Genomic DNA, 13271 nt, shown 5'->3' with positions numbered 1-13271 from the left:
GCGTGACCATAAAATATGCAGGAAAATGATTTCTTCACCTGGCGACGCGCAATGTTGTTACGCTTTCAGGAGATGGCGGCAGCAGAGGATGTTTATACTGAATTGCAATATCAGACACAGCGGCTGGAATTTGATTATTATGCCCTGTGTGTTCGTCATCCCGTCCCCTTTACCCGGCCTAAAATATCGCTTCGTACCACTTATCCTCAGGCGTGGGTAACGCATTATCAGTCCGAAAACTATTTTGCGATCGATCCGGTATTAAAGCCGGAAAATTTCAGGCAGGGTCATTTACATTGGGATGACGTGCTATTTCATGAAGCGCAGGCGATGTGGGATGCCGCCCAGCGTTTCGGATTACGCAGAGGCGTAACCCAGTGTGTGATGTTGCCGAACCGGGCGCTGGGCTTTTTATCTTTCTCCCGTAGCAGTTTACGCTGCTCCTCGTTTACCTACGATGAAGTGGAGCTGAGGTTACAACTGCTGGCGCGGGAGAGTCTTTCGGCGCTGACAAGATTTGAAGACGACATGGTGATGGCGCCTGAGATGCGTTTCAGTAAACGTGAGAAAGAGATTCTGAAGTGGACGGCGGAAGGGAAGACCTCATCAGAGATCGCCATTATTCTGTCAATTTCTGAAAATACCGTTAACTTCCATCAGAAAAACATGCAGAAGAAATTCAATGCGCCAAATAAAACACAGATTGCCTGCTACGCTGCGGCGACAGGTCTGATATGACGTGCTGAAGATGCTTCGCGCCAGACGCGAAACCGGCTGAAAGCGATGCTAACAGCCGGTTTTTTACTACTGGCGGTAAGCTTGTTTAATTTGCTTAACCGTACTGGAAAATACCGCCGCTTGTGCTTCATCATCCATCTGCGCGATCTGTTTTTCCATTTTAAGAATCACGCGCCCTGCATCGGCCTGGCCCATCGCCTGCAGCATCAGCGTTAACATGGCTTTCAGGCAGTTGACTTCAGTAGCCAGTTCTTGATTATTCTCAGCGGTGGAAAAATCAGGCGTACTCATTTATTTTCCTCGTTATGTTTCAGTGAAAATGTGCGATAGCAGATGTTAAGGCGGCGGAGTATACCATAAGCTACGCTAAAAATAGCAGTGGTTGTTTTTTGATCAAAAAGCGGAGGGGTTACCCACAAAATAAACGTTGCCGCGTGATGCATATATTTTCTTCATTCTTTGTTTATTACGCGTATTTTACTCGTTAATTATTGTTACAAAGTTTATTCCCTAATTAGTGTTTAGACAGCGGAACGTGAAATTTTTGTCACCATTATGAAATAGCAGCCCGGGACAGCGCCGTCAGAAGGGGCTACAACGTTGGCAGTTGCCACATGACGTACAACATAATTTCCAAAAACGAGAGCAAAATCGAATACCCGGTGTTTTTTTACGTTTCAAAGTTGAGATAAAACCAGCTAATATAAGGGCGATTAACTATCAGTAGCGTTATCCCTATTCTGGAGATATTCCTTTGATCAACGTTCTTCTTGTTGATGACCACGAACTGGTGCGCGCAGGGATACGACGCATTCTTGAAGATATAAAGGGCATTAAAGTTGTCGGTGAAGCGTGCTGCGGAGAGGATGCGGTAAAATGGTGCCGTACTAACGCCGTTGACGTCGTGCTGATGGATATGAACATGCCCGGTATTGGCGGCCTTGAGGCGACGCGTAAAATTGCCCGATCGACAGCGGATATCAAAGTGATCATGCTGACCGTCCATACGGAGAACCCGTTGCCCGCCAAAGTGATGCAGGCTGGCGCAGCTGGCTATCTCAGCAAAGGCGCTGCGCCTCAGGAGGTGGTGAGCGCTATTCGTTCGGTGTATTCCGGACAACGTTATATCGCCTCCGATATCGCTCAGCAGATGGCGCTCAGTCAGATCGAGCCTGCAAAAACGGAAACGCCGTTCGCCAGTTTGTCTGAACGCGAGTTGCAGATTATGCTGATGATCACCAAGGGTCAGAAGGTCAATGAGATTTCAGAACAGCTGAATCTTAGTCCTAAAACGGTGAACAGCTATCGCTATCGTATGTTCAGTAAATTAAACATTCATGGTGATGTTGAGCTGACTCACCTGGCAATCCGCCATGGCCTGTGTAATGCGGAGACGTTAACAAGCCAGTGAGTGAAATATTTGACGCAAAGGCGTTTTTGAAAACCGTTACCAGCCAACCCGGTGTCTATCGTATGTATGACGCCGGCGGTACGGTTATCTATGTCGGTAAAGCAAAAGACCTGAAAAAGCGTCTTTCCAGCTACTTTCGCAGCAACCTGGCTTCGCGTAAAACCGAAGCGCTAGTTGCGCAAATTCAACACATTGATGTCACGGTAACGCATACCGAAACGGAAGCGCTGCTGCTTGAGCATAATTACATCAAGTTGTATCAACCGCGTTACAACGTGTTGTTGCGTGATGATAAATCCTATCCTTTTATTTTTCTGAGCGGCGATACCCATCCGCGTCTGGCGATGCACCGTGGCGCCAAACATGCGAAAGGCGAGTACTTCGGCCCATTTCCTAATGGCTATGCCGTGCGGGAAACGCTGGCGCTGTTACAGAAAATTTTCCCTATCCGCCAGTGCGAAAACAGCGTATATCGCAACCGCTCGCGTCCTTGCCTGCAATATCAGATTGGCCGCTGTTTAGGCCCCTGCGTTGCAGGACTGGTCAGCGAGGAGGAGTATGCGCAACAGGTGGAGTATGTCCGGTTGTTTTTGTCCGGTAAGGACGACCAGGTCTTAACACAGCTGATTGCCCGGATGGAAAAGGCCAGCCAGGATTTAGCATTTGAAGAGGCGGCGCGTATTCGCGATCAGATCCAGGCGGTACGCCGGGTCACGGAGAGACAGTTTGTCTCCAATGCGGGCGACGATCTCGACGTTATCGGCGTGGCTTTTGATGCGGGTATGGCCTGTGTGCATGTGCTGTTTATTCGCCAGGGTAAGGTGCTGGGCAGCCGCAGCTATTTTCCAAAAGTGCCTGGCGGTACGGAACTGGGCGAAGTGGTGGAAACCTTTGTCGGGCAGTTTTACCTGCAGGGTAGCCAGATGCGTACGCTACCGGGCGAGATACTGCTCGATTTTAATCTGAGTGATAAAACGCTGCTGGCCGATTCGTTGTCGGAACTTGCCGGACGGCGTATTCATGTCCAGACAAAACCGCGCGGCGATCGCGCCCGTTATCTCAAGCTGGCGCGGACCAACGCGGCAACGGCCTTAATCACTAAACTCTCGCAGCAGTCCACCATCACGCAGCGTTTGACCGCGCTGGCGGCGGTATTAAAACTTCCTGCGATCAAGCGGATGGAGTGTTTTGACATCAGCCATACCATGGGGGAGCAAACGGTCGCATCCTGTGTGGTATTTGACGCTAACGGGCCGTTACGCGCCGAGTATCGTCGTTATAATATCGCGGGCATCACGCCGGGTGATGACTACGCGGCGATGAATCAGGTGCTACGTCGGCGTTATGGCAAGGCCATAGAAGAAAGTAAGATTCCGGATGTTATTCTGATCGACGGCGGAAAAGGGCAGCTCGCCCAGGCGAAAGCCGTTTTCGCTGAGCTGGATGTCCCCTGGGATAAGCATCGTCCTTTGCTGCTCGGCGTCGCCAAAGGCGCGGACAGAAAGGCCGGTCTGGAAACACTCTTTTTTGAACCGGAAGGCGAGGGGTTTAGCCTGCCGCCGGACTCGCCGGCGCTGCATGTTATTCAGCATATTCGCGATGAGTCGCACGATCACGCGATCGGCGGGCACCGTAAAAAACGCGCGAAGGTTAAAAATACCAGTACGCTGGAAACTATTGAAGGCGTTGGGCCTAAACGTCGCCAGATGCTGCTGAAATATATGGGCGGTTTGCAAGGACTACGTAACGCCAGCGTAGAAGAAATTGCAAAAGTGCCGGGTATTTCGCAAGGTCTGGCAGAAAAGATCTTCTGGTCGTTGAAACATTGAGGCCACTGTAGCAACATAGGGGTAATTTCACTGACAACAGATAGTTACCCGTCACTATGCAATTTAATATCCCTACGTTGCTCACGCTGTTTCGCGTCATCCTGATTCCATTCTTTGTCGTGGTGTTTTATTTGCCGTTCGCCTGGGCGCCGATGGTCAGCGCGCTGATTTTCTGTATTGCCGCGATTACCGACTGGTTTGACGGCTTTCTGGCGCGACGCTGGAACCAGAGTACGCGTTTCGGCGCTTTCCTCGACCCCGTCGCCGACAAGGTGCTGGTGGCGATCGCCATGGTGCTGGTCACCGAGCATTATCATAGCTGGTGGGTGACGTTACCTGCGGCGACGATGATAGCCCGCGAAATTATTATCTCTGCTCTGCGTGAATGGATGGCGGAGCTGGGCAAACGCAGTAGTGTAGCGGTCTCCTGGATCGGTAAAGTCAAAACTACCGCGCAGATGGTGGCGCTGGCGTGGCTCTTGTGGCGTCCGAATATCTGGGTAGAGTATGCCGGGATCGCGCTTTTCTTTGTCGCAGCGGTGCTAACGTTGTGGTCCATGTTGCAATATTTGAGCGCTGCACGCGGAGATTTGCTTGATCAGTGATCGTTTCGCCGCAAATTTCAGCAAACGATCGTGAGTGACGAAAAATATCGTTGACTCAGTGCGTCAGGTAAGTAGAATGCAACGCATCGAACGGCAGCACTGATTGCCAGACGATAACAAAATCAAGTGATTAACAAAGTTGCTTGATACTGCGGGAATAGCTCAGTTGGTAGAGCACGACCTTGCCAAGGTCGGGGTCGCGAGTTCGAGTCTCGTTTCCCGCTCCAGTTTAAAAGCATTGGCGTAAAGCGGATGCTGGCTGAAAAGCCAAAAAAATTTGGCGCGTTAACAAAGCGGTTATGTAGCGGATTGCAAATCCGTCTAGTCCGGTTCGACTCCGGAACGCGCCTCCAATTTTTCCCGAGCCCGGATGGTGGAATCGGTAGACACAAGGGATTTAAAATCCCTCGGCGTTCGCGCTGTGCGGGTTCAAGTCCCGCTCCGGGTACCATGGGAAAGACAAGAATAATCAAAGCAATAAGCAGTGTCGTGAAACCACCTACGGGTGGTTTTTTTGTGCCTTCAGTTTGTATGCCGACCGCGAGCGTGAACTCTCCAGTGCGATATACAGTAAAAAACATCGGTAGCGGCATTTCTGCCAGTACAACAGTTATGTGCTACCGACCCGCAAGAACTTATGCCTGGTAAATACTAAACGTCGGGTAAATCAGCCGATAAAATCCATTAATCTCTATAAAAAATGCTGATATGTTTTATGCCTGCTTTATTAAAGAGAGTAGGTCTGCCAGTGAAATATACCGATAATGCAAAATTATTTATTAGCTTCATTAATATTGGGATTGTAGGTTGCGCTTTTTTACTTTTTTTTATTTTGTATGAGCCTGAGAGTGCAATCGTAACCTACTCTCTTCCAGGAGAGGTTTCCTCTTCAACATGTGATGCGCGTAATTTTATTGGCTACGTCGATGAAAATGACTTTGCAGAGTATATAAAAAAAGTAGAACTGACGCGCTACAGTATGTATTGTCTGAAAAAAACAGGGGCGGGCCAGTGGAGTATTTATGCAAATTAAACGAGTATATAACTGTTCAGGGGTGTTTTCTGCACAATTTAATTAAAGGTAGATAGCGAACTAATATTCATCACTAGGTAATGTGATCCGCTTCATGCTTTAATCACGTTTTGCAATATTGTCTTAATAACAGGTCAACTACAGATAATTTCGGGTTTTCGTGAATGGCGGTTTTGGTCAGTCTCTATATTATGCTTTCCCCGCTTTACGGAGATGATGATGCAAAAGAAAACCTGGGCCGTTTTATTGATACCATTGTGCCTCACCGCTTGCCACCAGACGACCTACCGATCAACAGCCAAAGATGAAATTGTCGCAGGGAGCTATATTGACCCGACAAAAACACGCTTTCCGTTAGCGGATTATTCACAGTCGGTTGATAAATGGATACCTCCGGACTCGGCTGATTACACTATTCCGGTTATTGATAGTGCTACCCAACAACGCTACTTTAACGCACTAAAATCTCATTATTTCGGAATGGACAGTGAAGCGCACTCGCCGTGGAATGGTTTTTATATTACCGCATTGCTGAAAAAAAACGCAGCACAGGCGCGGGATGCCAGTATTAAGCAGTTTCTTAGCGACGGCAGTGCTTATTGGGGAGAAAACTTCAGACTTTATACCTCTCGCTGGAAAGAGGAGGTTAGAGGGAATACGGATACGCAAATTGACAATATCTATCATGCCTCCCGGCGAGGCATTATGGTCAGAGAAAGTTTAGTCAGAGCGCTGCCAACGGACGACCCGCTCTTTAACGATCCCCGTCAGGCGGGCGAGGGGTATCCGTTTGATAATTTACAAATGTCTTCGCTGCGTCCCGGTACGCCGGTCTATACGCTGACGAAGAGCAAAGACCAACGCTGGCAATATGTCGTTTCACCAGCGGTAACTGGCTGGGTTCATAGTGAAGATATTGCCAGTACGGATCAGAAATTTATAACACAGTGGGTTTTGCTCGCTCACAAGCAACTGGGGGCATTTATCAACGCGCCGGTTTCTGTCCATGCCGCAGGCGTCTATTATTTCACCGGGCGACCGGGCACTATTTTACCGTTCCGACATCAACGGGCGGGCCAGTTCCTGATTGCGGCGCCAGTTCGCAATAGCAATGGTCGCGCGTCTATCCATTGGGTCTGGCTAAGCGGTAACGAGTTTACGGCTATGCCGTGGAAAATGACGCCGGAAAATATCGCCGTGCTAATGAAAGCAATGCATGGCACCCCCTACGGTTGGGGAAATTTTAACTTTTATAATGATTGTTCAGCCGAAGTCCGCAGCCTGTTAATGCCGTTTGGCATATTCCTGCCCAGACATTCATCCGCGCAGGTAGAGGCTGCTGGACGGGTGGTCGATCTTAGTCATAAAAGTCCCCAAATGCGGATCGATTATCTCACCAGATACGGAAAACCGTTTACTACGCTGGTCTATATTCCAGGACATATTATGCTGTATATCGGTAACACAACCATGAATGGGCAGGTCGTACCGATGACTTATCAGAATATCTGGGGATTGCGCCCAAACCATGCTAATAGCCGGAGCATTATCGGTGAGGCGGTATTTTTGCCGTTACTGCGTTTTTATCCTGAAAATCCTGAGCTGATATCGCTGGCTGGTAAGGTTCTGTTTAAGCTTGGTTATATAGAATAGGTTGACAAACTGTGTTATCGCGGAAGACATGATTAAGGCAACCGTGCGCGTGGATATAAAGAGAGTATCCCTGTAAACTGTGTCTGAAAAAAGTATGCGCTATAGTGCGGGCTGTTTATTTGAAATACTATCTGGAGCTGATTCTGGATGTGATTATGTGCCTCACACATTGAAGTGAGAGTTATTGTTAGCGGTATCTGGCTGGAGGCTGGGTGGTAAAAAGACGTAATTTATTGCATTTTAATAACGGTGCCCGGTCAGAGCGCGATCTTGGGGATCTGGTCACTAAAGTTTTTGAGAAAGCGGCGAAAAAAGAACCGCAACCGCTATACACATTTAGCCTGCCGTTGCTGAGTGTGCAGGATGAGATCCGTGTTTACTGTAAGAAAAAAAATATCAAAATAGGGTACGATACGCTGTTTATGGAAATAACCTTTTCTGCTGACAGAGAAGCGGTAGACGAACTCATTAAACACTTTTTTACTGAAAATAAGCTCTATTTGAGAGGGCGGTTTTATCTGTCCGCGGCGGTGGTATAAGTTAGCATGAGTATAATATAGCGAGAAACCTATCTCTCGCTTTTGTGTGGGGCGAGCGCTTCCTGGCGGAAAATCTGCGCCCTGATCCTCCTTTTGTGCGTTAACTTCCGGAATCCTCCTCATTTCGTGTTAATCTGGCCCCTGATGGTTGCCATCCAAACTGCCTGCAAAAAAATTATTTTTATCCGCTGCAATGTAAGAGGCCTACAGGCGGAAGTCATCACTGAGGAAAAGCGTTATGAAAATGGAACCATTAAACGAGAACGAGCTGGAATGGCTGGATGATGTGCTGACGAAATACAATACCGATCAGGCCATTTTGGATGTCGCGGAGCTGGACGGTCTGATTACTGCGGTACTAAGTTCTCCGCGTCCCATCGAGCCGGAACAGTGGCTGGTCGCGATATGGGGGGGACCCGCGTACGTACCGCGCTGGACATCTGAAAAAGAAATGACGCGATTTATGGATCTGGTGTTCCAGCACATGGCGGACACAGCCGCCCGGCTTGAAGATTATCCAGAACAGTTCGAGCCGCTGTTTGGCCTGCGAGAAGTTGATGGCCATGAATTAACGATTGTTGAAGAATGGTGCTTTGGTTACATGCGCGGAGTGTCGCTGTCCGACTGGTCTGACTTGCCGGATACGCTAAAACCGGCGCTGGAAGCGATTGCCTTACACGGCACGGAAGAAAACTTTGCGCTGTTGGATAAAATGAGCCCGGAAGCGTTCGATAAAAGCGTTGATGCTATCCGTATCGCGGCGCTTGAGCTGCATGCCTGGTGGATGGCGCATCCGCACACGACGCCGCTACAGATGCCGATAAAAGCGGAGGTGAAAGTGGGGCGTAACGATCCTTGTCCATGCGGGAGCGGCAAAAAATTTAAGCAGTGCTGCCTGCATTAATGGCTCGTAAACGGCCATAGCGTGATGATTATCGAGCCTGGACGGCGTCCGGGCCCGGTAATCTTTGCCTGGCGTTAACCTGGATCGGGCAGGAACCCCAGTGCGATCGAAAACTGGACGCCAATCACGACAATGCCGCAGATAAACACCAGCGCCAGCGCTGGGGTGCCGCCTGCCACACGATAGCCCGCCTGAGGGATCTGTTTACGGCACTGCCAGACCAGCATGGCAGGGATGAGCAGTGCCAGCACTGCCAGCGCTACGCCGGCATAGCCTAATGCCATCACAAATCCGCGTGGGTAGAAAAGCGCAAACGCCAGCGGCGGCAGAAAGGTAATCAGCCCGGTTTGCAGGCGTCCGGACACCGTACTGCGGCGCTGGAATAGATCGGCCAGGTAATCAAATAATCCTAGCGCTACGCCCAGAAAAGAGGTCGCCAGCGCCAGATCGGCGAACAGGTGGACCGCCAGTTCGACATGTGGCGAAGCGACCACTTCTCTGAGCGCCTGCAGCAGGCCATTTAACCCGGCATGGCTGGCCAGTAGCCCTCTGAATGACGGCGAGTCGATGCTTCCCAGCGTGGCGAGCTGCCAAAAAATATAGGCCACTAACGGAATGGCGCTACCCGTCATAAAGACCCAACGCAGCCGGCGAATATTGCCGTTCATATAACTCACAATACTCGGCACGCTTCCGTGAAAACCAAACGAGGTGAAAATGACCGGTATGGCGGATAACGCCAGCCCCTGCTGTAAAGGAAGCGTAAGAAGATTTACTTTATGAATATGTGGCGTGAGCAACGCAAGCATGATGACCAGAAAAATGATCTTTGCGCTAAACAGGAAGCGGTTAAAAAGGTCGACCAGCGAGGTGCCCACACATACCACCCCACCGGCAACAAAGGTGAACAGCAGTACTCCGGCAGCGGGCGAGAGCGTGGCGCCAAGCCAGTTATTAATACTGGATGCCAGTAATTCTCCGGCTCCGGAAATGTAGGCGGCGGTGAGCGCATACATTAAGAACATCATACTGAATCCCGTAAGCCACTGTCCGTAACGTCCAAGATAGCGTTTTGCCAACGAGCCCAGCCCGGTATCCGCCGGAACGTGTTGATATACCTCCAGTAATAGTAGCGCGGTATAACACATCAGCGCCCACAGGCCAATCAACAATCCCAGCGTGACGCTGAAACCAACGCCAGCCGCTGCCAGCGGCATTGCCAGCATCCCGGCGCCGATAGTGGTGCCTGCCACGATAAAAATACTGCCCAGAGTTCTGTTTTTCACGCTTTCTACTACCCCGGTAACAAAGAACGGTGATATCCGCGGCGCAGGGTAAGGCATTACGCTATTTTCGTCAAATGGTCGTTACAATGGATGTACTGTAAAATTTACAGTTTCGGGCATAAAAGCGAATATGAGAGGAGACGCGGACAACCGCCGCAAACCTGCGCTAGCGCAAAGTCGCTCGCACACGGACACATTAGGCTACGAGTTTTATTCAGGAGGGGTTATGGATTCTATTCACGGTCACGAAGTACTCAACATGATGATTGAGTCTGGCGAGCAGTACACGCATACCTCGCTGGAGGCGGCAATAAAAGCGCGCTTTGGCGAGCGGGCACGATTTCACACCTGTTCAGCGTCAGATATGACGGCGGCGGAACTGGTCGCGTTTCTGGCGGCGAAAGGAAAGTTTATTGCGGTGGAGGACGGTTTTTCAACGCATGAGAGTAAAATCTGCCGCCATTAATACGCCACGGTGAGAGCGCGTCTCACCGTGTAAGGACGTGTTGGATTAATTTTGCGTATCCAGGGTGGAGAGTTCTTTATCAATGAAATAAAGCCCTTCGCCGCTTTTTCCCGCCAGCGTTAATTTATCAATAATAGATTTGAACAGTTTTTCTTCTTCATGCTGTTCTGCCACATACCACTGCAAGAAATTAAATGTCGGATAATCCTGGCTGGTCATTGCGGCATGAGCCAGTTCATTAATTTTTTGCGTAATAAGCTGCTCATGCTCATAGGTCGCGCGGAACAGTTCATCCAGTGAGGTGTACTCAGCGAAGGGCGAAGAAACGGTATTAATGCGCGGCAGGCTTCCGGTATCGGTAAGGTAGTCAAACAGGCGCTGCATATGCGTCATCTCTTCTTGCGCATGGCGACGAAGAAATGCGGCTGCGCCTTCAAAACTATGATAGCTACACCACGCGCTCATTTGTTGATAGAGCAGGGAGGAGTACAACTCCAGATTCATTTGCTCATTCAGTTTGTCGATCATTTCTGTTTTCAGCATGGTTCCGCTCCACAAATAGCAAAAGATATACGGTAATGTGGCGCCACTATAATTTGTTATTTTATTATTTGCAAAAGGTAAAATATTAAATTTAATTATTAAAAATACGAATGGGAATAAAACGCATTAACGCCAGTGTATAGGGTATAAAAATAAAGGAAAGCCAGCATCTTCATGCTGGCAATAGCGACCCTGCACTCTCCTCTATTGTAGATGGTGTCGGCGTTAAGCCAGCCGCCTTAATAATAAAGCGGCATGATTTGCGGGACGGCAACGCCCCGGCACTGCCAGGAGAGGGTAAATCGGGTGTTCAGACACAACGAGCCCGCATAAATGCTACAGGTTCCTACCGGCTGACCAAACGAAACGGCATCGGCATAGCCCATCTGCTGGCATTCGCGTGTTGCGGTCCCGTGAGATACATAGTCATCTGTCCGTGAAGTAAAAAATAGCGGCTGGTTATACGTCAGGCGCACGATGCCGCTTATCGGGCTGGCTTCGCTGACCTGCGCTTGTCGAGTAATGGTGCATCCCGTCAGGGCTAGCAGTGAAAGAGTAAAAATAAGAGGCTTCATAAAATCGCTCCGACAATTCGGTATCAGACCATGCTACCTCGTGTCTTGCACCGTCAATGGCTGGAATAACTTACGGATTCGCCTTGATTAAAGGTAACGGCAGGAGGTTTACAGCGGGAACAGAAAATGTGTGAGCGTCTCTTCATTTAATGAAACTTGGTTTCATTAAATTTGAATGCGTGTTCTTAAGTGTGTAGTGTGGGCAAAACGTCATGATTTACGCAGACGCGACCGTCTGCATTCAGGAGGAACACGATGAAAATTGCACTGATGATGGAAAATAGCCAGGCCAGCAAAAATGCCATCATTTATAACGAACTTAGCGCCGTCGCCAATGAAAAGGGATTTCCCATTTTTAACGTTGGCATGTGCGACGAAAATGACCATCACCTGACGTACATTCACTTGGGCATCATGGCGAGTATTTTGCTTAATGCAAACGCGGTTGATTTTGTGGTTACTGGCTGTGGCACCGGGCAGGGCGCGCTGATGTCGTTAAATATTCATCCAGGTGTCATTTGTGGCTATTGCATCGATCCGGCAGATGCTTTTCTGTTTGCGCAGATCAACAACGGCAATGCGTTGTCCCTGCCATTTGCGAAAGGCTTTGGCTGGGGCGCTGAGCTGAACGTGCGTTTCATCTTTGAAAAAGCGTTTACCGGGCGTAAAGGCGAGGGGTATCCGCCTGAGCGCAAAGCGCCGCAGGTACGCAATGCGGGCATTTTGAACCAGGTTAAGGCCGCGGTCGTCAAAGAGAATTATCTGGATACACTACGGGCTATCGATCCTGAACTGGTTAAAACGGCGGTTTCAGGGCCGCGTTTCCAGCAATGTTTGTTTGAAAACGGCCAGAATAAAGAAATAGAAGCGTTTGTACGTGAGATGCTGGGGTAATGCCTGGACAAGACAGAGACGTTTCGCGCCTGTCGGCTGGCATGATGTGCCGATTATACGCCAGCAGCGACAGGCGCCACCTCTGGCAAACAGACCAGAAACGGTGTAGGCCGGATAAGCTGCTTCGCGTTGCTATCCGGCTAATAACGTCTCAATATTGTCGCTCGGGGAGCCGCTATCAGTGATGCTGATAGGTCACGACGTTAAGGAGATGCTGATCGGTTTGCGCCAGGCATAACCCTGCTCGTTTAGCGCTGCGAACTTCTTCGAGAATAGTTTGTAAAAGTACGCCATCCTGCTGCTGCTCTTTTTCCAGGGTATGGAGAAAATCAAGCGTTGAGGCATCATTCAGCGCTTTCGCTTCATCTGCCAGACGCGACAGCGTGCTGGCGCGTTGCTGATAATCCTCCAGGGTTTTCTGGAACAATTCTTCCAGAGAGCAGAGCTCTTCACCCGGAACGTCAATGGCTTTAACGATAGGGGTGGCGCCGGCGTTTTTCATAAAATTAAACATGCGCATCATTTGCGTCACGTTGCCTTGCGCTTGGGTACGAAGAAAGGTGGCGGTGCCTGTTAAACTGTGTTCAGAACACCATTCGCTTAGATGGAGGTAAAGATTTGATGCGTAAAACTCAAGGTTCATTGGCGTGTTGAGCTTTTGAACCATTCCTACAGCTGCCATAACAATATCCTTATTTCCAGAAAGTGTTGATGTGCATGACAGACGAGAATGCAACGGGCCGTTGTCACATTCTTACCTCTATGCACAATAAATACTCTTAGCAGAAGAACTCC

Annotated in this window: 16 protein-coding genes and 3 tRNA genes; 13 read left to right on the top strand and 6 right to left on the bottom strand. The window is 49.5% G+C overall.

Annotated elements, in window-relative coordinates:
* The first annotated feature begins 15 nt into the window (after positions 1-15).
* Positions 16-738 (top strand): transcriptional regulator SdiA, encoded by a 723-nt coding sequence (gene sdiA / locus ABVN44_RS09690; protein ID WP_001157172.1) that lies wholly within the window; start codon positions 16-18, stop codon positions 736-738.
* 66 nt (positions 739-804) lie between these two features.
* On the opposite strand, the gene ABVN44_RS09685 is transcribed toward sdiA, so the two are convergent.
* Both ABVN44_RS09685 and ABVN44_RS09680 read right to left on the bottom strand, forming a co-directional pair.
* A complete protein-coding gene (locus ABVN44_RS09685) occupies positions 805-1029 on the bottom strand; it encodes a DUF2594 family protein (RefSeq protein ID WP_000106483.1) in 225 nt (74 codons plus the stop codon).
* Positions 1026-1181: a hypothetical protein gene (locus tag ABVN44_RS09680; protein WP_000546186.1), complete on the bottom strand. Its 156-nt coding sequence runs from the start codon at positions 1179-1181 to the stop codon at positions 1026-1028. The genes ABVN44_RS09685 and ABVN44_RS09680 overlap by 4 nt, the downstream gene beginning before the upstream one ends.
* 311 nt (positions 1182-1492) lie before the next feature.
* Between ABVN44_RS09680 and uvrY the strand changes: the two genes are divergently transcribed.
* The 10 genes from uvrY to ABVN44_RS09630 all read left to right on the top strand — a co-directional run bounded on the left by uvrY (position 1493) and on the right by ABVN44_RS09630 (position 8712).
* Positions 1493-2149, top strand: coding sequence for a UvrY/SirA/GacA family response regulator transcription factor (uvrY, locus tag ABVN44_RS09675; RefSeq protein WP_000611323.1), 657 nt, complete (start codon positions 1493-1495; stop codon positions 2147-2149).
* Positions 2146-3978 carry an excinuclease ABC subunit UvrC gene (uvrC, locus tag ABVN44_RS09670; protein WP_001289468.1) on the top strand — a complete coding sequence of 611 codons (1833 nt, stop codon included), beginning with the start codon at positions 2146-2148 and terminating at the stop codon, positions 3976-3978. Before uvrY ends, uvrC begins: the two co-directional genes overlap by 4 nt.
* A gap of 56 nt (positions 3979-4034) precedes the next feature.
* On the top strand, positions 4035-4583 hold the full coding sequence (gene pgsA, locus ABVN44_RS09665; RefSeq protein WP_001160192.1) for a CDP-diacylglycerol--glycerol-3-phosphate 3-phosphatidyltransferase: 549 nt from the start codon (positions 4035-4037) through the stop codon (positions 4581-4583).
* Between the two features lie 151 nt (positions 4584-4734).
* Positions 4735-4810 (top strand) — tRNA-Gly (locus tag ABVN44_RS09660).
* A 52-nt stretch (positions 4811-4862) separates the two neighbouring features.
* Positions 4863-4936: transfer RNA gene (locus ABVN44_RS09655), tRNA-Cys, on the top strand.
* 11 nt (positions 4937-4947) lie between these two features.
* Positions 4948-5034, top strand: a tRNA-Leu gene (locus ABVN44_RS09650).
* A gap of 249 nt (positions 5035-5283) precedes the next feature.
* Entirely contained in the window at positions 5284-5616 is a 333-nt protein-coding gene (locus tag ABVN44_RS09645) for a hypothetical protein (protein WP_048348804.1), read from the top strand.
* A gap of 213 nt (positions 5617-5829) precedes the next feature.
* Positions 5830-7269, top strand: a complete 1440-nt coding sequence (locus ABVN44_RS09640) for an SH3 domain-containing C40 family peptidase (RefSeq protein WP_077248372.1) — start codon at positions 5830-5832, stop codon at positions 7267-7269.
* 212 nt (positions 7270-7481) lie between these two features.
* Complete coding sequence (locus ABVN44_RS09635) at positions 7482-7808, top strand: glucose-6-phosphate dehydrogenase (RefSeq protein ID WP_000240837.1); 327 nt, start codon at positions 7482-7484, stop codon at positions 7806-7808.
* Between the two features lie 238 nt (positions 7809-8046).
* Positions 8047-8712, top strand: coding sequence for a YecA family protein (locus ABVN44_RS09630; RefSeq protein WP_000781521.1), 666 nt, complete (start codon positions 8047-8049; stop codon positions 8710-8712).
* Between the two features lie 74 nt (positions 8713-8786).
* Here the strand turns inward: ABVN44_RS09630 and tyrP are convergent, their stop codons facing one another.
* Complete coding sequence (gene tyrP / locus ABVN44_RS09625) at positions 8787-9998, bottom strand: tyrosine transporter TyrP (protein WP_023232075.1); 1212 nt, start codon at positions 9996-9998, stop codon at positions 8787-8789.
* Positions 9999-10224: 226 nt separating this feature from the next.
* Between tyrP and ABVN44_RS09620 the strand changes: the two genes are divergently transcribed.
* Positions 10225-10464: a YecH family metal-binding protein gene (locus ABVN44_RS09620; RefSeq protein ID WP_000377238.1), complete on the top strand. Its 240-nt coding sequence runs from the start codon at positions 10225-10227 to the stop codon at positions 10462-10464.
* Between the two features lie 45 nt (positions 10465-10509).
* Here the strand turns inward: ABVN44_RS09620 and ftnA are convergent, their stop codons facing one another.
* Positions 10510-11007 (bottom strand): non-heme ferritin, encoded by a 498-nt coding sequence (gene ftnA, locus ABVN44_RS09615; protein WP_000920619.1) that lies wholly within the window; start codon positions 11005-11007, stop codon positions 10510-10512.
* 239 nt (positions 11008-11246) lie between these two features.
* Complete coding sequence (locus ABVN44_RS09610) at positions 11247-11582, bottom strand: YecR-like lipofamily protein (RefSeq protein WP_000803229.1); 336 nt, start codon at positions 11580-11582, stop codon at positions 11247-11249.
* 255 nt (positions 11583-11837) lie between these two features.
* Between ABVN44_RS09610 and ABVN44_RS09605 the strand changes: the two genes are divergently transcribed.
* Positions 11838-12476: an RpiB/LacA/LacB family sugar-phosphate isomerase gene (locus tag ABVN44_RS09605; protein WP_023232076.1), complete on the top strand. Its 639-nt coding sequence runs from the start codon at positions 11838-11840 to the stop codon at positions 12474-12476.
* 178 nt (positions 12477-12654) lie between these two features.
* Here the strand turns inward: ABVN44_RS09605 and ABVN44_RS09600 are convergent, their stop codons facing one another.
* A complete protein-coding gene (locus ABVN44_RS09600; protein WP_000741707.1) occupies positions 12655-13158 on the bottom strand; it encodes a non-heme ferritin-like protein in 504 nt (167 codons plus the stop codon).
* Positions 13159-13271 lie beyond the last annotated feature (113 nt).

Origin of the sequence: Salmonella sp. SJTUF15570 (assembly GCF_043357055.1) — a bacterium.
GTDB lineage: Bacteria > Pseudomonadota > Gammaproteobacteria > Enterobacterales > Enterobacteriaceae > Salmonella > Salmonella enterica.
This window is presented reverse-complemented; position numbering and strand designations above follow the sequence as displayed.